General features: G+C 69.8%; 19 protein-coding genes. 9 read left to right on the top strand and 10 right to left on the bottom strand.

All coding sequences use genetic code 11. From position 1 onward, the window contains the following. Positions 1-95: 95 nt before the first annotated feature. Both PARN5_RS0100545 and PARN5_RS0100540 read left to right on the top strand, forming a co-directional pair. A complete protein-coding gene (locus PARN5_RS0100545) occupies positions 96-2,549 on the top strand; it encodes a penicillin acylase family protein (protein ID WP_017997852.1) in 2,454 nt (817 codons plus the stop codon). A gap of 85 nt (positions 2,550-2,634) precedes the next feature. After that, positions 2,635-3,582 (top strand): nucleoside hydrolase, encoded by a 948-nt coding sequence (locus PARN5_RS0100540; RefSeq protein ID WP_017997851.1) that lies wholly within the window; start codon positions 2,635-2,637, stop codon positions 3,580-3,582. Between the two features lie 149 nt (positions 3,583-3,731). On the opposite strand, the gene PARN5_RS0100535 is transcribed toward PARN5_RS0100540, so the two are convergent. From PARN5_RS0100535 to pyrH, 8 genes are all read right to left on the bottom strand, one after another. After that, positions 3,732-4,418 carry an OmpH family outer membrane protein gene (locus PARN5_RS0100535; RefSeq protein ID WP_017997850.1) on the bottom strand — a complete coding sequence of 229 codons (687 nt, stop codon included), beginning with the start codon at positions 4,416-4,418 and terminating at the stop codon, positions 3,732-3,734. Next, on the bottom strand, positions 4,418-6,754 hold the full coding sequence (gene bamA / locus PARN5_RS0100530) for an outer membrane protein assembly factor BamA (protein ID WP_026155064.1): 2,337 nt from the start codon (positions 6,752-6,754) through the stop codon (positions 4,418-4,420). The genes PARN5_RS0100535 and bamA overlap by 1 nt, the downstream gene beginning before the upstream one ends. A gap of 103 nt (positions 6,755-6,857) precedes the next feature. Beyond that, positions 6,858-8,183, bottom strand: a complete 1,326-nt coding sequence (gene rseP / locus PARN5_RS0100525; protein ID WP_017997848.1) for an RIP metalloprotease RseP — start codon at positions 8,181-8,183, stop codon at positions 6,858-6,860. Continuing rightward, the gene (dxr, locus tag PARN5_RS0100520; protein ID WP_017997847.1) at positions 8,180-9,352 is read right to left on the bottom strand and encodes a 1-deoxy-D-xylulose-5-phosphate reductoisomerase; all 1,173 of its coding nucleotides are present in this window, start codon (positions 9,350-9,352) and stop codon (positions 8,180-8,182) included. Before dxr ends, rseP begins: the two co-directional genes overlap by 4 nt. Positions 9,353-9,356: 4 nt before the next feature. Further along, positions 9,357-10,211 (bottom strand): phosphatidate cytidylyltransferase, encoded by an 855-nt coding sequence (locus tag PARN5_RS0100515; protein WP_017997846.1) that lies wholly within the window; start codon positions 10,209-10,211, stop codon positions 9,357-9,359. Continuing rightward, complete coding sequence (uppS, locus tag PARN5_RS0100510; RefSeq protein WP_017997845.1) at positions 10,208-10,942, bottom strand: polyprenyl diphosphate synthase; 735 nt, start codon at positions 10,940-10,942, stop codon at positions 10,208-10,210. The genes PARN5_RS0100515 and uppS overlap by 4 nt, the downstream gene beginning before the upstream one ends. Positions 10,943-10,947: 5 nt before the next feature. Beyond that, positions 10,948-11,511 carry a ribosome recycling factor gene (frr, locus tag PARN5_RS0100505; RefSeq protein ID WP_017997844.1) on the bottom strand — a complete coding sequence of 188 codons (564 nt, stop codon included), beginning with the start codon at positions 11,509-11,511 and terminating at the stop codon, positions 10,948-10,950. Positions 11,512-11,591: 80 nt separating this feature from the next. Then, positions 11,592-12,326: a UMP kinase gene (gene pyrH / locus PARN5_RS0100500; RefSeq protein WP_026155062.1), complete on the bottom strand. Its 735-nt coding sequence runs from the start codon at positions 12,324-12,326 to the stop codon at positions 11,592-11,594. Positions 12,327-12,410: 84 nt separating this feature from the next. Here pyrH and miaA point away from each other — a divergent pair, with 84 nt between their 5' ends. Both miaA and PARN5_RS0100490 read left to right on the top strand, forming a co-directional pair. After that, a complete protein-coding gene (gene miaA, locus PARN5_RS0100495) occupies positions 12,411-13,304 on the top strand; it encodes a tRNA (adenosine(37)-N6)-dimethylallyltransferase MiaA (protein ID WP_017997842.1) in 894 nt (297 codons plus the stop codon). Between the two features lie 188 nt (positions 13,305-13,492). Further along, entirely contained in the window at positions 13,493-14,482 is a 990-nt protein-coding gene (locus PARN5_RS0100490; RefSeq protein WP_232419265.1) for an AraC family transcriptional regulator, read from the top strand. A gap of 485 nt (positions 14,483-14,967) precedes the next feature. On the opposite strand, the gene PARN5_RS0100485 is transcribed toward PARN5_RS0100490, so the two are convergent. Both PARN5_RS0100485 and PARN5_RS0100480 read right to left on the bottom strand, forming a co-directional pair. After that, positions 14,968-15,756, bottom strand: a complete 789-nt coding sequence (locus PARN5_RS0100485; RefSeq protein ID WP_017997840.1) for an RlmE family RNA methyltransferase — start codon at positions 15,754-15,756, stop codon at positions 14,968-14,970. A 1-nt stretch (position 15,757) separates the two neighbouring features. Continuing rightward, the gene (locus PARN5_RS0100480) at positions 15,758-16,882 is read right to left on the bottom strand and encodes a Ppx/GppA phosphatase family protein (RefSeq protein ID WP_026155061.1); all 1,125 of its coding nucleotides are present in this window, start codon (positions 16,880-16,882) and stop codon (positions 15,758-15,760) included. 106 nt (positions 16,883-16,988) lie between these two features. Between PARN5_RS0100480 and PARN5_RS24440 the strand changes: the two genes are divergently transcribed. From PARN5_RS24440 to PARN5_RS0100455, 5 genes are all read left to right on the top strand, one after another. Continuing rightward, positions 16,989-17,153, top strand: coding sequence for a hypothetical protein (locus PARN5_RS24440; protein WP_198289558.1), 165 nt, complete (start codon positions 16,989-16,991; stop codon positions 17,151-17,153). Further along, positions 17,153-18,334, top strand: a complete 1,182-nt coding sequence (locus PARN5_RS0100470; RefSeq protein ID WP_017997837.1) for a VWA domain-containing protein — start codon at positions 17,153-17,155, stop codon at positions 18,332-18,334. The genes PARN5_RS24440 and PARN5_RS0100470 overlap by 1 nt, the downstream gene beginning before the upstream one ends. Before the next feature lie 84 nt (positions 18,335-18,418). Beyond that, entirely contained in the window at positions 18,419-19,102 is a 684-nt protein-coding gene (locus PARN5_RS0100465; protein WP_017997836.1) for a M48 family metallopeptidase, read from the top strand. A gap of 69 nt (positions 19,103-19,171) precedes the next feature. After that, positions 19,172-20,365: a hypothetical protein gene (locus PARN5_RS0100460; protein ID WP_026155060.1), complete on the top strand. Its 1,194-nt coding sequence runs from the start codon at positions 19,172-19,174 to the stop codon at positions 20,363-20,365. Continuing rightward, positions 20,362-21,708, top strand: a complete 1,347-nt coding sequence (locus PARN5_RS0100455; protein ID WP_017997834.1) for a cytochrome P450 — start codon at positions 20,362-20,364, stop codon at positions 21,706-21,708. Before PARN5_RS0100460 ends, PARN5_RS0100455 begins: the two co-directional genes overlap by 4 nt. The last annotated feature ends 63 nt before the right edge of the window (positions 21,709-21,771 follow it).

Raw genomic sequence — 21,771 nt, 5'->3', positions numbered from 1 at the left:
TCCGGCCCGCGCCCTGTCCTATTCACCCCGATGAATTCCACCACGAGGCGCAAGGGTCAACCTCTGCGCCCAAAACCTCGGGACAGCACCGCGCCATGGTGACAATTTTCCGCTGGCTTGTGCGCCTGACGGTCGGGCTGATCCTGCTGGCCCTGGCGCTGGTGGTGCTGGCCTGGTATTTCGCCATCCGCTCGCTGCCGGATTACGACGGGCGCTACGAGGTCGCGGGCATCTCGGCCCCGGTCGAGATCGTGCGCACGACCGAGGACGTGCCGCATATCTTCGGCAAGACCGACCGCGACGTGTTCTTCGCCCTGGGCCTCGCCCATGCCCAGGACCGGCTGTTCCAGATGACCGTGCTGCGCCGCGCAGCGCAAGGCCGGCTGGCCGAGATCTATGGCCCGGGCGCGATCCGCGCCGACGACCTGGCGCGGCGGCTGGGGCTTTACCGCAACGCCCGCGCCTCGCTTCAGGCGCAGGACGCCGGCACCCGCGACGCCTTGCAGGCCTATGCCGACGGCGTGAACGCCTGGATCGGCCAGGTGAACCTCGAGGCGCGCGGCCGCGGCGCGCCGGAATTCTTCCTCTACCCCGACGACATTTCCTATTGGGAGCCGGCGGATTCGCTGGCGGTGCTGAAGCTGCTCGCCGCCTCGTCCACGGTGCAGATGCGGCGCGAGATTCTGCGCGCCCGGCTGTCGCTGGCCGACCCCGCGCGCGGGCAGGAGCTGATCGCCGAGCCCGGCGAGCCGCCGATGCCCTCCTATGCCGGGCTGTTCCCGGGCGCCCGCTTCACCGGGCCCGAGCGCGGCACCGGGCCGCAGGACTGGACCGCGACGCTGGCGGGCTATCTCGCGCCCTCGGCCGGGGCTTCGGCCAATGGCTTCGCGGTGGCGCGCGGGCGCACGGCGGCGGGCGGGGCCCTGCTTGCCAATGATCCGCAATTCGCCCTGACCGCGCCGGGCCTGTGGTATCTGGCGCGGATCGAGCTTGGCAGCGGCGGCGTGATCGGCGGCACCATCCCGGGCATACCGGCCATCCTCTCCGGGCGCAACACCAAGCTTGCCTGGGGGATCACGCCGGCGCAGATCGACGATCAGGACCTGTTCATCGAAGAGGTGCAGCCCGGCGACGCCGGCCGCTATCGCGGCGTGGATGGCTGGACCGAATTCACCACCCGGCGCGAGACGCTGAGGATTCGCGGTGCCGCGCCGCAGACCATCACCCTGCGCGAGACCGCGAACGGCCCGATCATCCCGGCGGCGCATCTGGACCTTGCCACGGTGCTGCCCGCGGGCCATGTCGCCGCCCTGTCCTGGACCGGCGGCTTCGGCGAGGACCGCAGCATGAGCGCGCTGATCGGGCTGATGCGGGCGCCTGACCGGGCCGGCGCCGCGGCGGCGCTGCGCGACATGGTCGCCCCCGCAATGGTGGTGACGCTGGCCGACGCCCAGGGCGTGGGCGAGGTGCTGGCCGGCGCCCTGCCCCGTCGCGCGCCCGCGCATCAGACAGCCGGGCGCATGCCCGTGCCGGGCTGGATCGCGCAGAACCGCTGGCAGGGCCAGGGGCCGGCGCCCGAAAGCCTGGCGCAGATGGACCCGCCGGGCGGCATGGTCGCCTCGACCGGCGCGGCGGCGCCCGGCCAGGGCTTGGGCCATGACGGCGCCGACGGCTATCGCCAGGCGCGGCTGGCGCATCTGATCCAGTCGCGCGAGGTGCATTCCCGCGACAGCTTCATCGCCGCGCAGAACGACATCGTCAGCCCCATCGCCCGGGCGCTGCTGCCGCTGGTCGGGGCCGACCTGTGGTTCACCGACGAGCCCGCGGCCCAGGGCACGCCCGAGCGCATGCGCCAGGACGCGCTGGCGCTGCTGGCGAACTGGGACGGCGCCATGAACGAGCACCTGCCCGAGCCGCTGATCTATGCCGCCTGGATGCGGGCCTTGCAGGACCGGCTGTTGCGCGACGACCTCGGCCCCCTGGCCGACGACCTGACCGAGCTTTACCCGCGCTTCATCGACCGCGTGTTCCGCAATCTCGGCGGCGCCGGGGTCTGGTGCGACATCCGCCAGTCGGCCCCGGTCGAGACCTGCGCCCAGACCGCCCGCCAGGCGCTGGACGCGGCGCTGCTGGATCTGTCGGCCCGCTTCGGTCCCGACCTTGCCAGCTGGCGCTGGGGCGACCTGCACCGTGCCCGGCATGTGCATCCGGCGCTCGGCGACATGCGCGGCCTGTCCTATATCGTGAACCTGATCCAGCCGACCTCGGGCGCGGAAAGCACCATCGCGCGGGCCGGCATGCTGGGCCATGGCCGCAATCCCTGGCTCAACGTCACCGGCGCCGCCTATCGCGGCGTCTACGACCTGGCCGATCCCGACAGCTCGGTCTTCGTGATCTCGACCGGCCAGTCGGGCCACCCGCTGTCGCGCCATTACGACGACATGGCCGAGCTGTGGCGGCGCGGCGAATATGTCGGCATGTCGCTGGACCCCGATCTGGCGCGGGCCGCCGCGACCGGCATCACCCGGCTGGAACCGGCCCCGAACTGACGCGCGAACTGAATAGCGCACTGCCCCCCTTGCATATTCCGCGGCAGCGGGCTTCCCTCGCGCCACGATGCCGCAGGAGAGACGCATGGCCCGCAAGATCATCATCGACACCGACCCGGGCCAGGACGACGCCGTCGCCATCCTGCTGGCGCTGGCCAGCCCCGAGCTCGAGGTGCTGGGCCTGACGGCGGTGGCCGGCAACGTGCCGCTGCACCATACCCAGCGCAATGCCCTCGTGCTGTGCGAACTGGCCGGCCGGACCGACCTGCCGGTTTACGCCGGGGCCGAGGCGCCACTGTCGCGCCCGCTGGTCACGGCCGAGCATGTGCATGGCAAGACCGGCCTCGACGGCGTCACCCTGCCCGACCCCACCATGGCGCTGGCCCCCGGCCATGCCGTCGATTTCCTGATCGACACCCTGCGCCGCGAGCCCGCCGGCTCGGTGACGCTGGTGCCGATCGGGCCGCTGACGAATATCGCCATGGCCTTCCAGCGCGCGCCCGACATCATCCCGCGCGTGCAGGAGATCGTGCTGATGGGCGGTGCCTATTTCGAGGTCGGCAACATCACCCCCACGGCCGAGTTCAATATCTATGTCGACCCCGAGGCCGCCAGCCTGGTCTTTGCCGCCGGCGCGCCGCTGACGGTGATGCCGCTCGACGTGACGCACAAGGCGCTGACCAACCGGCCTTGGGTCGAGCAGATGCGCGCCATGGGCCGCATCGGCCAGGCCATCGCCAGCTGGACCGATTTCTTCGAACGCTACGACCGCGAGAAATACGGCAGCGAGGGCGCGCCGCTGCACGACCCCTGCACCATCGCCTGGCTGCTGGCGCCGCAGCTGTTCTCGGGCCGGTTCATCAATGTCGAGATCGAGACGCGGGGCGAGTTCACCCTGGGCATGACCGTCGCCGACTGGTGGCGGGTCAGCGGCCGCACCCCGAACGCCACCTTCATCCGCGACGTCGATGTGCACGGACTCTTCGAACTGCTGACCCGGCGCATCGGCGAGCTCGACCGCCGGCTGGGCTGATCGGGACGCCCCCGCCTCTGGTGCCAGGCGCATGATGGCGAAGAATGCTTGCGTCGGCCGGCTCCAGCTTGCCCAAAGCAGGCCGGTCCTGGGCCGAGGCGGCAGCCACGGCGCCTTGTCCAACAGGCGGTGCCGCCGCGGCTGCGGACCTATTCGGCCGGAGCGGAGGGTTCGGGTGCGGCTTCCGACGGCTCGGCCGGCTCTTGCGGCGCGGGCAGGTTCGGGCCCTGTTGCAGCGGGCCGGCGCCGATCTCGCTGTCGATGCGCTGGATCAGCGCCTCGGTCACGTCGATGGATTGCGCCGCGACCAGGATCGCGCGCTTGTCCAGCACCGCGACCGCGCCGCGTTCGCGCATCAGCGCGGCCAGCACCGGCAGCATCGCCCGGGAAAACGCATAATATTCATCGGCGGCGCGCTTGTTCAGTTCTTCCGCCGCGGCCTCGCGCTGGCGGCGCACCTCGACCGCGCGCTTGTCGAATTCCTCGGCCTGCTTGCGGAATTCGTCGGCGGGCATGGTCTGGCGCAGCAGGGTCAGCGACTGCTCCTCGGCAGAGAACTGGTTGGCCAGACGCTCGTTCTCGGCCGCGATCTCCTGGCCGCGCCGTTCCAGCTCCGCCTTGACGCGCTGGCCCCATTTCGTGCCGGCGTAAAGCGCCTCCTGGTCCAGCGTCATCACCGGCAGCACGCCCTCGCCCTTGGGCTCGGGGGCATCGACGACCAGCGGCGCGGCCGAGGGGCCGCCGGCCAGCGGCGCCACCGTCTGCGCCAGCGCGGCCGGCGGGCCGGCCAGCAGGAGGGCCAGCCCGAGCAGCGCGACCTGACGCCCCGCCCGCATCAGAACTTGGTCGAAATGGTCAGGTCGAAGGCCTGTTCCTCGTCGTAGTCCTCTTTCTTCAACGCCTTGGCGAAGTTGAAGCGCAGGGGACCGATCGGCGTGGTCCAGAACAGCGAGGCCCCGACCGAGGCGCGGATATGCATGCCGTCATCGACCGGCGTGTCGAAGGCGCCGATCTTGTTGTCCAGCCCCCAGACCGAGCCGGCATCGGCAAACAGGCCGCCCTTGATGCCATATTCCTCGGGCAGGCCCAGCGGGAACTGCAGTTCCGTGCGCAGCGCCCAGAAATAATTGCCCCCCAGTGCGTCCTCGTTCGGCGCGGCCAGGTCGCGCGGACCCATGCCGTTCGGCTCGAAGCCGCGGATCTTGCCATTGCCGGTATAGCGGTTCAGGAAGCGGCTGTTCTGGTCGCCCAGCATATGCACGGCGCCGGCCTCGAATTCCGCCAGCATGGTCACGCTTTCGCGCCAGGCCCGGCTTTCGACCCCGGCGTAAAGCGAGCTGGTGACCGATTTCACGTCGCCGCCGACGCCGGCGAAATCCTGGCTGAAGCGCAGCCGATAGCTGGTCAGCGGGTCCAGCCCGGCAACGCGGCTGTCATAGCTGTAGGTATAGCCAAGCGCCGAGGTGAAGAAGCCGCCCTGTTCGTTGTAGAGGATCGGCGAGGAGCCGACCAGCTCGCCGCTCTCCTCGTCGACATGCAGTTCCTCGACGTCATAGAGCGTGTCCTTGCTGAGCTTGTAGCGCAGCTCCAGCCGGCCGTTTTGCGAGATCGGGAACTCCATCCCGGTCTGGAAGCCGACGGTGCGGGTGTTGTAGTCCGAATTCAGCCGGTCGGTGGTGTTGTACCAGGTCTGGAAGCGCGCCTTCAGGTCGCGGCCCAGGAAATAGGGCTCGACGAAGGTGAAGCCCGAGCTTTTCGTGCCCGAGCCGGTGGCAAAGGACAGGTCCACCTGCTGGCCGCGGCCCAGGAAGTTCTTTTCCGACAGCGAGGCGTTGAAGCCGACGCCGGTCGAGACGCCGTAGCTGACGCCGAAGTTCAGGCTGCCGGTCGGCTGTTCCTCGACGTTCACGTCCACGATGACCTGCTCGGGCGAGGTGCCCTGCCGGCTTTCGGCCTGCACGTCCGAGAAATACCCCAGCGCCCGCAGCCGCTCGGCCGAGTTGCGGATCTCGCGCGGGTTGAAGGGATCGCCTTCGACCGTGACGAACTGGCGGCGGATCACCTCGTCCAGCGTCGTGGTGTTGCCCTCGATGTCGATGCGCTCGACGAAGACGCGCTGGCCGCGGGTCAGGGCAAAGGTCAGGTCCAGGGTCTGGTTGCGCTCGTTGCGGGTGATGCGCGGCTCGATATTGACGAAGTCGAGGCCCTTCTGCAGCGCCAGCGCCTCCATCCGGCGGATGGTGGTGTCGATGATGGTCGGGTTGTAGACCGCGCCCCGCTTGACCCGGTTCTGCGCCGCGAATTCGCCGGCATCGACGCCGGGGATCTCGCTGACGGTGTTCACGGTGCCGAAGGTGTAGCGCGGGCCTTCCTGGATCTGGAAGGTGATATAGAAGGCGTCGCGTTCGCGGGCCAGTTCCGGCGCCACCGCCTGGACCTTGAAATCGGCATAGCCGCGCGAGCGGTAGAAATCGGTCAGCAGCTTTTCATCGACCGGCAGCCGGTCCGGCGCGAAGGTGTCGCGCTTGATGAAGGTGCGCAGGAAGCCGGCCTGCTTGGTCTGCAAGACGTTGCGCAGCCGGCGGTCGGAAAAGGCGCGGTTGCCGACGAAGCCGATGCGCTCGATCTCGGTGACCTTGCCCTCGGCCACCTCGAAGACCAGGTCGACCTGGTTGTTGCCGCGGCGGATGATGCGCGGATCGACGCGGGCGGCCAGCCGCCCTTCCGAGGCATAGACCTGACTGATCGCGGCGGCATCGGCCTCGGCCTGCGCCGGGGAATAGACGCGGCGGGCCTTGGACTTGACGATCTCGGCCAGGTTCTCGTCCTTGAGGCGCTTGTTGCCCTCGAAGGAGATGACGTTGATCGTCGGATATTCCGAGACGCGCACCACCAGCGTGCCGCCCGAGGGCACCAGCTCGACCTTTTCGAACAGGCCCGAATTCTGCAATCGCTGCATGGCGTCGTTCAGCGCGCCGCCCGACACGTCCTGGCCGCGCGGCAGGTCCAGATAGGACAGGATCGTCGCCGGTTCGATCCGCTGGTTGCCCTCGATGCGGACATTGCTGAAGACATAGGCCGAGGCGGCACTCGCCACCAGGCCGACGGGCGCGGCCACAGCCAGCGCCGAGATCAGCGCCAGCGCGCCCTTGCCGAGTTTCCTGTCCGTCATCGCCGCCCCTCGCGCGTAATGCATGGCCCGGCGGGTTGGCCCCACCGGATTTGTTCCGATGGATACAGCGAAGCGGGCGGGACTGTCAAAAGCCCATGCCCGCTCAGGGGCAGAAAAGATCGTTGCTGAGGCCGAAAACCATCAGCGACAGCACCGCAGCCATGCCGAGCGCCGACAGGATGTCGATCACCCGGGCCGAGGGCCGCCGCCGCGCCACTGCCTCGTAAAGATAGAACATCAGGTGCCCGCCATCCAGGACCGGCACCGGCAGCAGGTTCAGGAACCCGATCGCCGCCGACAGCACGGCGATCCACCAGATGAAGTTGCCGCCCCCGGCCGAGGCCGCCTGCCCGGTGGTCTCGGCGATGGAAATCGCCCCGCCCAGGTTGCAGCTGCCGATCTGGCCGGTGACCATGGCCCAAAGCCCCGAGACCGACGAGGCGATGATGTCCCAGGTCCGCGCCGCACCCAGGGCCAGCGATTCCAGCGGCCCGGCCGAACGGATCGCCGGGTCGAAATAGCTGCCGCCGCCTTGGACGCCGATCATCCAGCGCCGCTCGTAGCCGGCTTCGGTCGGCAGGTCCTGTTCGCGCGGGACCAGCGTATAGTCGGCCTCGCCCTGACCCTCGCGCCAGACGCGCAGCACCACCGGCTTGCCGGCCGCGGCCGTGACATGGCCGCGCAATTCGTCGAAGCGCCGCACGGGCTGACCGTCCACCGCCAGGATCACGTCGCCGGGCTGCAATCCCGCGGCGACGGCCGGGCTGCGCGGCGCGACGCCGCCGACCAGCGGCGGCACCGGGTCGGGCCCGGGCACGGTGATCTCGGCGCCCTCGCGCAGCACGGTCCAGTCATGGCTCGGCCGCGCCGGCAGGCTTTCGGCCAGCAGGCCGAGGTCACGCCAGCTGGCGACCGGCCGGCCGTCCACCGCCAGGATGCGGTCGCCGGGTTGCAGCTGCATCGTCACGCCCGGCGGCACCGGATGCAGCTTGCCGACCTGCACCTGATCGACCGGCAGGCCCTGCCAGATCGCCATGCCGGCAAAGACCAGGATGGACAGGATGAAGTTGAACACCGGCCCCGCCGCGACGGTGGCGAAGCGCGCCCAGAGCGGCGCCCCGTTCAGGCTTTGCCGGGCGCGTTCAGGCGCGACCGCGACCGAACCGGCGCTGGCGGCATCGGCATCGCCCAGGAAACGCACATAGCCGCCCAGGGGGATCGCCGCCACCTGCCACAGCGTGCCGCGCCGGTCGCGGCGCGAAAACAACCGCGGGCCGAAACCCAGCGAGAACACCTCGGCCCGGATGCCGCAAAGCCGGCCGATGATATAATGGCCGTATTCATGCACCGTGACGATGATCGACAGCGCCAGGACGAAGGCGGCGGCGGTCCACAGGAACCCGCCCAGCATCTCGACGGCCGCGCTCATGCCGCGCCCCGGCCTTGCGCCGCGGCCCGGCGGCCGAAACCGTCCCAGGCCAGCACGGCATCCAGATCGCCGGGACTTTGCGCGAATCCGGCCTCGCGCGCCGCCAGTTCCAGCGCCCGCTCCACGGCCGGGGCCATGTCGGTAAAGCGGATATGGCCGGCGATGAAATCATCCAGCGCCTGTTCCTTGGCGGCGTTCAGCACCGCCCCCGCCGCACCGCCGGCCTGCATCGCCTCGCGCGCCAGGCGCAGGGCGGGCCAGCGCGCCTCGTCCGGATCGGCGAAGCTCAGGCTGCCAAGCGCGGCCAGATCCAGCCGCGGCACCGGCAGTTCGGCGCGCGCCGGCCAGTTCAGCGCATAGCCGATGGCATGGCGCATGTCGGGCGCGCCCAGATGCGCGATGCTGCCGCCGTCGCGATGCGTGACCATGGCATGGATGATCGACTGCGGATGCACCAGCACGCGGATCCGCTCGGGCCCGAGGCCGAAAAATTCATGCGCCTCGATGACCTCCAGCGCCTTGTTGAACATGCTGGCGCTGTCGATGGTAATGCGCTGGCCCATGGCCCAGTTCGGATGCCGGCTGGCCTCGGCCACGCTGGCCTGGGCCAGGCGCTCCAGCGGCCAGTCGCGGAAGGCGCCGCCCGAGGCGGTGATGGTCACATACTCGACGCTTTCGAGATCTTCGCCCTGAAGCGCCTGGAAAATCGCGGAATGTTCGGAATCGACCGGCAGGATGCGCGCGCCGGTGCGGCGGGCGCGACCCATGACCAAGGGCCCGGCGGCGACCAGAGTCTCCTTGTTCGCCAGCGCCAGCGTGCCGCCCCGGTTCAGCACCGCAAGCCCCGGCGGCAGGCCGGCGGCGCCGACGATGGCGGAAAGCGTCCAGTCCGCGGGCCGCGCCGCGGCCTCGGTGACGGCATCCGCCCCCGCCGCGCAGGCAATGCCGCTGCCGGCGAGCAATTCGCGCAACTCGGCCAGCTTTTCCGGCCAGGCGGTCACGGCGATCTCGGCCCGCAGGGCGCGCGCCATCTCGGCCAGCCGCGCGACATTGGCGCCGCCGGTCAGGGCGACGGTGCGGAACGCCTGCGCGCCGCCCGCCCGCATCAACAGGTCGAATGCGCTTTCGCCAACCGATCCGGTCGCGCCCAGCACCGATACGCTGCGCATGATCTCAGCCTCCGATCACCGGCAGAAGGTTCGCCATCAGCAGGGCCAGCGCCAGCAGAAGCGCCCCGGCCATGGCGTCGAAACGGTCCATCGCCCCGCCATGGCCGGGGATCAGGTCGGAGCTGTCCTTGGCGCCGACCCGGCGCTTGAGCCAGCTTTCGGCAATATCGCCGAATTGCCCGGCCAGCGCCAGCAGCGGCCCGACGATCACGACCTGCCAGCCGGCCAGGCCGGAAATCCACAGCGCCCCCGCCAGCACCAGCGCCCCGACCCAGCCGGCGATGGTGCCGCTCCAGGTCTTCTTGGGGCTGATCGCCGGCCAGAACCGCGCCCCGCCCAGCTTGCGGCCGACGAAATAGCCCAGCACGTCCGAGGCGACCACCGTGCCCACGATCCAGAACAGCGTCGGCAGGCCCATCGCCTCGCGGATCACCACCAGGCCGTAGCCGGCGCCGAGGATGGCCAGCGTGAACAGCAGATAGGCCGGGCGCTCATGCTCATGCGTGCCGTGCCAGCCGGCAATCATCGGCACCAGCACCAGCGCCATCGGCCAGTCGCCCGGCAGCACCAGCATGGCGAGCATCACCAGTCCCGACAGCACGCCGATCAGCACCGGATGGCGCGGGCTGTGGAACTCGGGATGGCGCCAGCCGGTCAGCCGCGCCAGTTCCCACATCATCAGCCCGATCACCGCCGCGACGCCGAAGCGCAGCCACAGCCCCGCGGACAGCAGCAGCACCAGCCCCAGCACCACCAGGACGGCACCCGAGATCAGCCGCGGCCGCAGATCCGCCCATTTGTCGCGGCCGCGTTGCAGCGCGCCCCGCAGCCGGTCGCGCTTTGAGCCCTCGCCGGTCATGCGCCGCCGAAGCGCCGCTCGCGCAACCCGAAACGGTCGAGGATCTCGGCCAGGTGCTCGGGCGTGAAATCGGGCCACAGCACCCTGGTGAATTCATATTCGGAATAGGCCGCCTGGAAGGGCAGGAAATTCGAGGTCCGCGTCTCGCCCGAGGTGCGGATCACCAAGTCCGGATCGGGATGGCCGGCGGTGTCCAGGCAATCGGCCAGGTCGGCCTCGGCCGGCTCGGCGATCTCGCCCCGGGCCATGCGCTGCGCCAGCCGCGCCGCCGCCCGCACCAACTCGTCCCGGCCGCCGTAATTGATCGCCACCGTCAGGTTCAGCCGGGTATTGCCGGCAGTGCGCGCCTCGATCCCGGCCATCAGCCGTTGCAGCTTGGGGTCCAGCCGCTCGCGCCCGCCGATGAAGCGCATACGCACGCCCTCGGCCGCCAACCCGTCGGCCTCGCGCTCGATATAGCGGGCGAAGATGCCCATCAGGCCCAGCACCTCCTCGGTCGAGCGCTTCCAGTTCTCGGTCGAGAAGGCATAGACCGTCAGCCAGTTCACCCCCATGTCGGGACAGGCGCGCACGATCTGCTTGACGCGCTCGGCGCCGCGCCGGTGGCCGACAAGCCGCGGCCAGCCCTTGTTCTTGGCCCAGCGGCCGTTGCCATCCATGATGATGGCGACGTGACGGGGGCGCTGTTCCCCGCCGCCGGTATTGCTCAGGCTGGCTGCGGTTTCGGCCATCCGGATCAGACCTGCATGATTTCGGCTTGCTTGCTCTCAAGCGCCTGGTCGACCGCGGCGATCATCTTGTCGGTCAGCTCCTGCACGGCCGATTCCCAGAACTTCTGGTCGTCCTCGGACATGCCCGAGCCCTTGGCCTTCTTGATCTGGTCCATGCCGTCGCGGCGGACGTTGCGGATGGCGACGCGGGCATGTTCGGCATATTGCGCGGCAACGCGGGTCAGGTCGCGGCGGCGCTCCTCGTTCAGCTCGGGGATCGGCAGCATGATGATGGTGCCGTTGAGCTGCGGGTTGATGCCCAGGCCGGAATCGCGGATCGCCTTCTCGGCCTTGCCGACCAGCGCCTTGTCCCAGATGTTGATCGTCACCATGCGCGGCTCGGGCACGTTCACGGTGCCGATCTGGTTGATCGGCGTGGGCGAGCCATAGGCATCGACCATGATCGGCTCGACCATGCTAGCCGAGGCGCGGCCGGTGCGCAGCGAGGCGAATTCATGGCGCAGCGAATCCATCGCGCCCTTCATGCGGCGTTCCAGGTCGTCGGTGTCGATCTCGATCTCGTCGGACATGTAGGGTCATGGCCTCTGTGCTGTGGTTTTCAGCGTTCTTAGCCGAGCCGGGCCGGCATGGCAAAGCCTATGCGGGCATTTTAGCCATGCACCCGCGTATAAGTGCCGCTTCCGGCGAGAATCCCCCGGAACCCGCCCGGCTCGTCCAGCGAGAAGACGATGATCGGCAGGTCGTTGTCCCGCGCCAGCGCGATGGCCGAGGCGTCCATGACCCCCAGGTGCTTCTGCAGCACCTCGTCATAGGTCACATCGTCATAGCGTTTCGCGTCGGGGAACTTCTTCGGGTCCTTGTCATAGACGCCATCGACCTTGGTGCCCTTGAAGATCGCCTCGCAGTTCATCTCGTTGGCGCGCAGCGTCGCCGCGGTGTCGGTGGTGAAATAGGGGTTGCCGGTGCCGGCGGCGAAGATGCAGACGCGCTTCTTCTCCAGGTGGCGGACGGCGCGGCGGCGGATATAGGGCTCGGCCACCTCGTCCATGCGGATCGCCGAGATGACGCGGGTGTGGATCTTTTCCGCCTCCAGCGCCGCCTGCATCGCCAGCGCGTTCATCACCGTGGCCAGCATCCCCATGTAGTCGGCGGTCGCCCGCTCCATGCCCTGGGCGCTGCCTTGCAGGCCGCGGAAGATGTTGCCGCCGCCGATGACCATGCAGATCTCGACCCCCATGTCATGGACCGAGCGGACCTCCTGCGCGATGCGGGCGACGGTCGGGGGGTGCAGGCCGTAGCCCTGGTCGCCCATCAGCGCCTCTCCCGAAATCTTCAGCATGACGCGAGAGTATTTTCCGGGATTCTGGGGGGCGCTGTCCGACATGGTTCTACCTTTTCGCGGCGGTTTCATTGCCGCGCAAAATGTCGCAAACAGGGGCCATGTTCAACAGCCCGCTTTCCCGCCCGCATGGATAGTCTGATCGCCACGCTGGATCCGGCGCGCCATGTGCTGATCGCCGGCCCGACCGCCAGCGGCAAGTCCGCGCTGGCGCTGCGCATCGCCGAGGCGCAGGGCGGCACCGTGGTCAATGCCGATGCCTTGCAGGTCTGGTCCTGCTGGCGCGTACTGACCGCCCGCCCCGGTCCCGAGGACGAGGCGCGCGCGCCGCATGCGCTTTACGGCCATGTCGCGCCCGGCCGGGATTATTCCGTGGGCGCCTGGCTCTCCGAGGTGGCGGCCCTGCCCGGCCGGCTGATCGTGACCGGCGGCACCGGGCTTTACATGCATGCGCTGACGGCCGGGCTGGCCGCGATCCCGCCGACCCCTCCGCAGATCCGCACCCGCGCCGATGCGCTGAACCGCAGCCCCGAGGGCCTGGCGCGGATGATCGCCGATCTGGACGCGGCCACGCGGGCGCGCATCGACCTGAAAAACCCGGTGCGCGTGCAGCGCGCCTGGGAGGTGCTGCAGGCGACCGGCCGCGGCATCTCGGCCTGGCAGGACGAAACCCCGCCGCCGCTGATCCCGGCCGGGCGCGCGCATCGGCTGGTCCTGCAGGCCGACCGCGACTGGCTTGCCGACCGGATCGAGCGGCGCTTTCGCCAGATGCTGGCCCAGGGCGCGCTGGACGAGGTGCGGGCCATGCTGCCGCGCTGGGATGCCGCGGCGCTTTGGGCCAAGGCCATCGGCGCACCGGAACTGGTCGCGCATCTGCAAGGCCGCTGCAGCCTCGAGGAGGCCGTCGCGCAGGCGATCATCGCCACGCGGCAATATGCCAAGGCGCAGCGCAGCTTCTTTCGCGGCCGGCTGCGCGACTGGCAGCCGGTGCAGATCGGGCCGCGATCCGTCACGCAAATGTGACATATTGAACAATTCGCAACCACAGGCTGAATAAACTCTTCAGGAACCCTGGTCCGAAGTTTACGTTATCTTCATGGATTTGCTGGAAACCATGCCAGATGAACGAAGCTATTCGCGCCTTTGTCAATTTTGATTCGGATCCCGGCACACAACGGCTGCGGGCAGCCGGTATCAGTGCGCCGGGGATCATGGACCCGGCCGCCACCGATCCGCGCCTGCCGCAGGCCGAGCCATCGGCCACCCCCGCCGACGACAGGCCGGTTTCGGTGCTGGCGCCGGTGATCGCCGCCCCGCTCGGGCCAGCCGAGGCTGCTCCGCCACGGACCGGGATGCTGCCGCGCGGCCGTCCGGGCGACGGGCTTCGGCTGCTGCCGCTCTCGGGGTTTCACTGGGGCGGGCCGGTGCGGGGCCGCAAGACGCCGCCCAGCCCGCGCGTGCGCGGCGATCATGTGCTGATCCGCCCTGTCGCCGGCGCGGTCAGCGTCGAATTTCCGCGCCAGGCCCATGTCCTGACCGCCGGCCGCATTGCCTTCATCCCGGCCGGCACCGCCTTTTCCCTGAAGCCGCCGCCCGATGTCCAGGGCCAGACGCTGCTGATCCCGCCCGCCTGGGTCGGCGCGCAGCCCCTGCCCAAGGCGTTCCGCAGCGGCTGGCCGGCGTCCGAGGATGCTGCGATTCTCGACCCCGCCATCCTGGCACTGGCCGAGGGCGCGGCCCGCGATCCCGGCGGCAATGGCGCCACGCCCTATCAGCTGGGCCTGATCGCCGTGGCACTGTCGCGGCTCGAGGAGCGCCAGGGCCATGCCGACCCGCGTAGCGACAGCCTCGCCGGGGCGCGGCCGCTGACCGAGCGGTTCCTGGCGCTCGCCGGCTGCGACATGGCGGCCAACCGCACCATCGCCGAGATGGCGCGGGCCTTGGGCTGTTCGCTGGCGCAACTCGACCGCGCCTGCCGGCAAAGCCGGGGACGCAGCGCGCTGGAGCTGCTCTACGACCTGCGGCTGCAATTGGCGACCGAGGCGCTGCGCGGCAGCACGCGGTCCATTCCCGAGATCGCCGAGGAACTGGGCTATGCCGGGCTCGGCCATTTCATGCGCGCCTTCCTGGCCGCGACCGGCCGCACGCCCGAAGGCTATCGTGCGCTGATGCGCGGCGAGCCGCCGGCGCAGGAGGGCTGACCGCCCGGCTGCCCCGCTCGTCAGCGCGCGGCGTCGCCGCCACGCCTGAGGCCGGGCTCGACAGTCCCGCGACGTCATCTTCACCGCCCGGCGGCGGAATCTGTGCGACAGGCGGCTTCTCGGAGAATCCCTTGGCTGCTCAACGCGCGGCGTTGCGCCAGAACCGGGGGCACCATCCCGGCATCCGCCCGCCGCCACCCGCATCCCGGCCGCGGAAGCCCTGCCTCACGACAAGCGTCTCTACAGAACCCGACCCGCCCGGCGCGCGGCGTCATGCCTTCGCCGCGAAATCCGCCCTCCGCACCACCGGGATCCGGCCACGGAACCCCTGCGCCGCGACCGGCTTCGCGATGGCACCGACCCTTCCGCCCCACGCGCGGCGCCGCCAGCCTCGGGTCAAGGCTCGGCCTGCCCTCCGCCTCACCCGCCTCACCCACGACCCCCTGCGCCACGACGAGCGTCTCGGAGAAGCGCGACCTGCCCGCTCAACGCGCGGCGTCGCCATCCTCGGGCCAAACCTCGGCAGCCCCTTCCTTGCTGTCCGCATCCCGGCCACGGAATCCCTGCGCGACGACGAATTTCTCGGAGGAATCCGAGCGGCTGGCCGGAGGCTTCACATTCGCCACCTTGCGGAAATTGCGCTTCAGCATCGCCTGCATCTCGTTTTCCGCGCCCCCCGCCAGCACCTTGGCAACGAAGGTGCCGCCCGGCTCCAGCACGTCGAAGGCCAGCTGCGCCGCCGCCTCGACCAGCGCCACGATGCGCAGATGGTCGGTGCCCTTGTGCCCGGACGAGGCCGCCGCCATGTCCGACATCACCACATCGGCGCGCCCGCCCAGCCAGGCCTTGACCTGCTCGTCCGCGCCTTCCGACAGAAAGTCCAGCTGATGGATCTCGGCCCCGGCGATGGGATCGACCTCTTGCAGGTCCACGCCCAGCACGGTGCCGACCTTCTTGCCGGGTTTCTCGCCCAAGGCATTCACCCGCGCCACGGCAACCTGGCACCAGCCGCCCGGCGCGCAGCCCAGGTCGACCACGCGGGCGCCGGGAACCAGGAAATGATACTTGTCGTCCAGTTCCAGGATCTTGAAGGCGGCGCGGCCGCGATAGCCCTCGCGTTTCGCCCGCGCGACATAGGGGTCGTTCAGCTGCCGCTCCAGCCAGAGCGTGCTCGACAGCTTGCGCCCCTTGGCGGTCTTGACCCGCACCCGCAGGTCGCGCTGGCCGCGCCCCGAGCTTTTCTTCGTGCCGCCCGGCTTCTTGTCGTCGCTCATCTCACGCCACCCCGTTCATTCCATCCGGGGCCAGCACCCCATCCTTGACCATCTGCGCATAGAGCAGCCCCTCGCGCAGGCCGCGATCCGCCACCGACAGCCGCGTCGTCGGCCAGACCCGCATCAGCGTCTGCAGGATCGCCACGCCCGACATGATCAGCGCATGACGCTCGCGGCCGATGCGCGGATCGGCGCGCCGGCCCTCGGGCCCCAGCGACAGATAGTCGCGGATCACCCGGTCGATCTGGGTCGAGGTCATGGTCAGACCGTCCACCTTGGTCCGGTCATAGCGGCGCAGGCCCAGGTGGCTGGCCGCCACCGTGGTCACGGTGCCCGAGGTGCCGATGACCTGGAAACTGTCCCGCAGGCCGCCGGTCAGCGAATAGGGCGCGAAATCCGACAGCATCTCCTCGAAATGCCAGGACATCAGCGCGAAGCGGCCCTGATCGTCCTCGACATCCTCGAACTGGTCGCGCAACGTGGCCACGCCCAGCGGCACCGAGATCCAGTCCACCACCCGCGCCCCCCCGGGCTGCGGATCGCGAAAGCCGTCCGCCAGCCGCATGATGGCGCGCGAGCGTTCCTTGGGGTCCACCTCCTCGAGGTCGATCCAGACCAGCTCGGTCGAGCCGCCGCCGATGTCGACGACCAGCAATTGCTCGGTGCGCTGGCTGACCAGCGGCGCGCAGGAGATCACCGCCAGCCGCGCCTCTTCCTCGGCGTCGATGATCTCGACCGGCAGCCCGGTCTCGCGTCGGATCATGCGCAGGAAGTCGCGGCTGTTCCTGGCGCGGCGGCAGGCCTCGGTCGCGACCAGCCGCATATGCGCGACATTATGCGCCTCGAGCTTGCGCCGGCACACCTGCAAGGCATGCACCGTCCGCGCCATGGAAGGACGCGACAGCCTGCCTGATGCCTCGAGGCCATGGCCCAGCTGGACCGGCTTCGAGAAACTGTCAACCACCTGGAACTGGCTGCCCGCGGGGCGGGCAATCAGCATCCGGCAGCTGTTGGTGCCAAGATCCAAGGCCGCATAAAGCGGCCCGTCCTCGGCCGGGCGGGTGGCGAAAGGCTCGACCGTTTTTCTCGGGAACGCGTCCGCACCCGCAGGACGCCTGGGCGCCATCGTCACGCCCTCCGAATAGTAAGTTGCAACAAAACTAACCCGCCCCCCGCCCGCGTTCAAGGGGCTGCCCCTCGACAGGGGCGTCGTGCGGGGCTATGCCGGCCCCATGATCGTGATCGCCGCATTCATCCTTGGCGCAGCGATCGGCTGGATCCGCGCCGCGAAAGCCGGCGGCGGCACGGCCGACAAGCTGCAATATGCCGCCGCGCACGGCCTGGCGCTGACCGTCGCCGGGCTGTTCCTGACCGTGCTCCTCAGCCGGATGGGCTGATGTTCCGGCCCTTTCTCGACAGCCTGCGACGGCACGGAGTTCCGGTCAGCCTGCGCGAATACCTGGACCTGCTGGCCGGGCTGAAGGCGGGGCTGTCGGACTGGTCGCCCGAGGGCTTCTATCACCTGGCCCGCGCCACGCTGGTCAAGAATGAAAGCCACATCGACCGATTCGACCGCGCCTTTGCCGAAGCCTTCGCCGGGCTCGACGAAATCCCCATCGAATCGCTGGTCGATCAGGTTTCGATTCCCCGCGAATGGCTGGAAAAGCTGGCCGAGAAGCTGCTGACACCCGAGGAACGCGCCGCCGTCGAGGGCGCCGGTTCCTTCGAGGAGCTGATGAAGCGGCTGCGCGAGCGGCTGGCCGAGCAGCAGGGCCGCCACCAGGGCGGCAACAAATGGATCGGCACCGCCGGCACCTCGCCCTTCGGCGCCTATGGCTACAACCCCGAGGGCGTGCGCATCGGCCAGGCCGAGAGCCGCCACCGCCGCGCCGTCAAGGTCTGGGACAAGCGCGAGTTCCGCGACTTCGACGATTCGGTCGAGCTCGGCACCCGCAACATCAAGGTGGCGCTGAAGCGGCTGCGGCAATGGGCCCGGCACGGCGCGCTGGAAGAGCTGGACCTGCCCGGCACCATCCGCGCCAGCGCCGAGCACGGCTATATCGACGTCCAGACCCGGCCCGAGCGGCACAATGCCGTGAAGGTGCTGCTGTTCCTCGACGCCGGCGGCAGCATGGACGACCATTCCCGGCTGGTGGACGAGCTGTTCTCGGCCGCCCGCGCCGAGTTCAAGCACCTGGAGCATTTCTATTTCCACAATTGCGTCTACGAGGCGCTGTGGAAGGACAACCGCCGCCGCTGGACCGAGACCACGCCGACCTGGGAGGTCGTCAACCGCTTCGGCCGCGACTACAAGGCGATCTTCGTCGGCGATGCCTCGATGTCGCCCTATGAGATCGCAGTGCCCGGCGGCGCCAACGAGCACTGGAACCCCGAATCGGGTGAAACCTGGCTCCGCCGCCTGCGCGAGACCTGGCCCGACCATGTCTGGCTGAACCCGGTGCCGCGCCCGCATTGGACCCATACCCGCTCCATCGCCATGATCCGCGAGATCTTCGAGGACCGCATGCAGCCCCTGACGCTCGAGGGGCTGACCCAGGCCATGCGCCTGCTCGGCTAGGCGCGCCATGCCGGCGCTTGGCTCACCGTCCGCGCGACGACACCTATGCTTGGCGAACCGCAAAAGCGGGCCCATATTGGGGCCATGCTGCGCTATGCCCCGATCCTGCTCATCATCCTTTACATGGCCGCGATGTGGTTCTTTTCCATGTGGCGGCTCAAGGCCGAGCTCAACACCCGCTCGACCCCGCTGACCCATCCGCGCCTGACGCCGATGCTCGAGCGGCTGGGCCGCGCCATGGACCTGCCGCCGATCCGCGCCCATGTCTATGAGGTGGCGCCGGTGAACGGCATGGCGGTGCCGGACGGGCGCATCTTTCTGACCCGCGGTTTCCTCGACAAGTTGGACGAAGGCCGCGTGACCGAGGCCGAGCTCGCCTCGGTGATCGCGCATGAGCTGGGCCATGTCTCGCTGGGCCATTCCCGGCGCCGGATGATCGACTTCGCCGGCCAGAACGCCATCCGCATGGCGCTGGCGGGCGTGCTGGGCCGCTTCCTGCCCGGCATCGGCGGCTGGATCGCCAATCTGGTCGCCGCAGCCGTCGCCGCCCGCCTGTCGCGCCAGGACGAATTCGAGGCCGACGCCTTCGCCAGCGCCCTGATGGTCAAGGCGGGCTTCGGCACCGACCCGCAGAAAAGCCTGTTCCGCAAGCTCGACGGGCTGGCCGGCGGCCGCGGCACGGCACCGGCCTGGCTGCTCTCGCACCCCCCGACCGCCGCCCGCATCGCCGCCATCGAGACACTGGAGCGCCGCTGGGGCGTGGCCTGACCTGACGGCTCGCGACTTGCCCGCTCGCCCGGATGGGTTATGCTGCACCGGCAAAACAACCGCCGTGACATGACCCGCCCCTTTCGCCGCCGCGTCCTCTACATCCCCGGCTATGACCCGATCCCGCCGCGCCGCTACCGCGAGCTTTACAAGCGCGAGGGGGCCGAGCAGGCGCGGATCTCGGGCTATCGGCTGGGTTTCGGCCCGCGCCGCGACCGCAAGGGCTTCGGCTGGGGCGTCGCGGGCGATTTCGGCGGCGCGCGGGCCGAGGCCGAGTTCGAGGTGCTGGTCTGGGCCGACATCGTGCAGGGCTCGATGGGGCAGTCGATCGCCGCGACCTATGGCCAGCTTTGCCGCACCGCCTGGGTCTATATCGGCTCGGGGGCGCTGTTCCGGCTGATGCGGCTGCGCCGCGGCCCGGTGATCGCGGCGCTTTATCCGGTGGTGGTGCTGCTGGCGCAACTGGCCGTGGCGCTGCTGGTCGGCGCGGCCTTCGGCTGGCTCGTCGGCCGGCTGACCGGCGTGATGGGGCTGGCGCTGCCGGTCACGCTGGCGGTGGCCTGGGCCGGGCTGCACCTGTGGCGACGGCTCGACGGCAAGATCTTCGCCTATTACCTGATGCACGACTACGCCTTTACCGCCCAGGGGGGCGGCGCCTATCCCCCGGCGCTCGAGGCGCGGCTGGCGCAATTCGCCGACCGCATCGCCGAGGTGCTGGCGGGCGATTGGGACGAGGTGCTGGTCGTCGGCCACAGCTCCGGCGCCTACCTGGGCGTCTCGGTGCTCTCGGACCTGATCCGTTCCGGCCGGGTGCCGGCGGGGGCGCGTCTCTCCTACCTGTCGCTGGGCCATGTCGTGCCGATGGCCGCTTTCCTGCCGCGCGCGAACCGGCTGCGGGCGGATCTCGCCTATCTCTCGGCGCGGCCCGAACTCGACTGGGTCGATGTGACCGCGCCGGGCGACGCCTGCTGCTTCGGGCTCTGCGACCCGGTCGCGGTCTCGGGCGTCGCGCCGCCCGAGCGCCGGCAGCCGCTGGTGCTCTCGGCCGCCTTCACCCGGACGCTTTCCCCGGAAAAGCGCCGCAGCCTGCGCGGGCGCTGGTTCCGGCTGCATTTCCAGTATCTCTGCGCCTTCGACCGCCCCGGCGACTACGATTATTTCGCCATCACCGCCGGGCCGCTGCCGCTTGGCGCGCGCTTCGCCGGCCGCGACCATTCGCCGGGCCGCATCGCCCGGCCGGTCAACGGCTTCACCGCGACATGATCCCGCCGAAACCCGCCTCGCGCCCGGGCAAGCCCTCGCTCTGGCGCTTCCTGCGCGATTTCCGCCAGGACATCCTCTCGGCGCAGTCCGACCGGCTCTATCGCGCCTGGATGGCCGAGTTCCGCGCCCCCTTCATCCGCAGCTTCACCTGCAACGACCCCAAGCTGATCGACCTGATCCTGAAGCAGCGGCCGATGGATTTCCCGAAATCGCCGCGCATGGCGGCCGGTCTGCAACCGCTCTTGGGCAATTCCAGCTTCATCTCGAACGGCGCGACCTGGCAGCACCAGCGCCGCATCATCGACCAGGCCTTCGAGGGCGGCAGGCTGCGCGAATCCTTCGCCGCCATGTGGGACGCGGCGCAATCCGGCGTGGCCCGGCTGGCACCGCTGGCCGACGGCGCGGATGTGGACATCGAGCCGCTGACCAGCCACATCGCCGCCGACGTGATCTTCCGCACCCTGTTCTCGATCCCGATCGAGGACCGCATCGCCGCCGGCGTGTTCCAGTCCTTCCGCGACCACCAGGACGCGCAACCGATGGTGAATCTCGGGGGCCTCCTGCCGCTGCCGCGCTGGGCGCGGCTGCACAGTAGCCGCACCCGCGCCAGCGCCCGCCGCATCCGCGACCTGATCCGGCAGCTGGTGGCGGATCGCGCCGCGCTGATCGCCCAAGGCGTCGCGCCCGCTGACCTCGCGACCCGGATCATGACCACGCCCGATCCCCAGACCGGCGCGGTCTTCACCGCCGCCGAGATGGTCGACGAGGTCGCGACCTTCTTCCTGGCCGGGCACGAAACCGGCGCCTCGGCGCTGGCCTGGGCGCTCTACCTGCTGGCCGAGCATCCCGACTGGCAGGACCGTCTGGCCGAAGAGGCCCGCCAGAACCTCACCGCCGATTTCGCCGCCATCAAGGCCCTGCCGCTGTCCCGCGCCGTCTTCCGCGAGGCACTGCGGCTTTATCCCCCGGTCGCGATGACGGTGCGGCAATGCGCCCATGCCGAGACCCTGCGCGACCGCAAGGCCCCCAAGGGCGCGCAACTGGTCCTGTCGCCCTGGCACCTGCATCGCCATGAGCGGCTGTGGGACAATCCCGACGGCTTCGACCCCGACCGTTGGCAGACCGAGAACGGCAAGGCCTGCATGCGCGACGCCTATATCCCCTTCTCGGCCGGCGCCCGCGCCTGCCCCGGCGCCGGCTTCGCCATGATCGAGGGGCCGCTGCTGCTCTCGTCCCTGATCAGGACCTACCGGCTGGAACCCGGACCCGAAAGACCCGTGCCGGTCATGCGCCTGACGCTGCGGGGCAAGAACGGCATCCACCTGCGCCTGTCGAAGCGTTGAATGGGTATTTGAAGAACGAAGAAGACCAGGGCACCGCGCCCGGCTTCTTTGCTCTGCAAATAC

The sequence above is a fragment of the Paracoccus sp. N5 genome (genome assembly GCF_000371965.1).
Taxonomy (GTDB): Bacteria; Pseudomonadota; Alphaproteobacteria; order Rhodobacterales; family Rhodobacteraceae; genus Paracoccus.
This window is presented reverse-complemented; position numbering and strand designations above follow the sequence as displayed.

Excerpts from the sequence above, each read along its gene's own strand:
- rseP (WP_017997848.1), bottom strand. The coding sequence starts at position 8,183 with ATGAGCGCGGCCGTCGAGATGCTGGGCGGGTTCCTGTGGACCGCCGCC.
- PARN5_RS24440 (WP_198289558.1), top strand. The coding sequence starts at position 16,989 with ATGATCGTGATCGCCGCATTCATCCTTGGCGCAGCGATCGGCTGGATC.
- PARN5_RS0100545 (WP_017997852.1), top strand. The coding sequence starts at position 96 with ATGGTGACAATTTTCCGCTGGCTTGTGCGCCTGACGGTCGGGCTGATC.
- PARN5_RS0100485 (WP_017997840.1), bottom strand. The coding sequence starts at position 15,756 with ATGAGCGACGACAAGAAGCCGGGCGGCACGAAGAAAAGCTCGGGGCGC.
- PARN5_RS0100460 (WP_026155060.1), top strand. The coding sequence starts at position 19,172 with ATGACCCGCCCCTTTCGCCGCCGCGTCCTCTACATCCCCGGCTATGAC.
- PARN5_RS0100515 (WP_017997846.1), bottom strand. The coding sequence starts at position 10,211 with ATGACCGGCGAGGGCTCAAAGCGCGACCGGCTGCGGGGCGCGCTGCAA.
- miaA (WP_017997842.1), top strand. The coding sequence starts at position 12,411 with ATGGATAGTCTGATCGCCACGCTGGATCCGGCGCGCCATGTGCTGATC.
- PARN5_RS0100480 (WP_026155061.1), bottom strand. The coding sequence starts at position 16,882 with ATGGCGCCCAGGCGTCCTGCGGGTGCGGACGCGTTCCCGAGAAAAACG.
- frr (WP_017997844.1), bottom strand. The coding sequence starts at position 11,511 with ATGTCCGACGAGATCGAGATCGACACCGACGACCTGGAACGCCGCATG.
- PARN5_RS0100455 (WP_017997834.1), top strand. The coding sequence starts at position 20,362 with ATGATCCCGCCGAAACCCGCCTCGCGCCCGGGCAAGCCCTCGCTCTGG.
- PARN5_RS0100535 (WP_017997850.1), bottom strand. The coding sequence starts at position 4,418 with ATGCGGGCGGGGCGTCAGGTCGCGCTGCTCGGGCTGGCCCTCCTGCTG.
- uppS (WP_017997845.1), bottom strand. The coding sequence starts at position 10,942 with ATGGCCGAAACCGCAGCCAGCCTGAGCAATACCGGCGGCGGGGAACAG.
- PARN5_RS0100470 (WP_017997837.1), top strand. The coding sequence starts at position 17,153 with ATGTTCCGGCCCTTTCTCGACAGCCTGCGACGGCACGGAGTTCCGGTC.
- bamA (WP_026155064.1), bottom strand. The coding sequence starts at position 6,754 with ATGACGGACAGGAAACTCGGCAAGGGCGCGCTGGCGCTGATCTCGGCG.
- PARN5_RS0100490 (WP_232419265.1), top strand. The coding sequence starts at position 13,493 with ATGGACCCGGCCGCCACCGATCCGCGCCTGCCGCAGGCCGAGCCATCG.
- PARN5_RS0100465 (WP_017997836.1), top strand. The coding sequence starts at position 18,419 with ATGCTGCGCTATGCCCCGATCCTGCTCATCATCCTTTACATGGCCGCG.
- PARN5_RS0100540 (WP_017997851.1), top strand. The coding sequence starts at position 2,635 with ATGGCCCGCAAGATCATCATCGACACCGACCCGGGCCAGGACGACGCC.
- pyrH (WP_026155062.1), bottom strand. The coding sequence starts at position 12,326 with ATGTCGGACAGCGCCCCCCAGAATCCCGGAAAATACTCTCGCGTCATG.
- dxr (WP_017997847.1), bottom strand. The coding sequence starts at position 9,352 with ATGCGCAGCGTATCGGTGCTGGGCGCGACCGGATCGGTTGGCGAAAGC.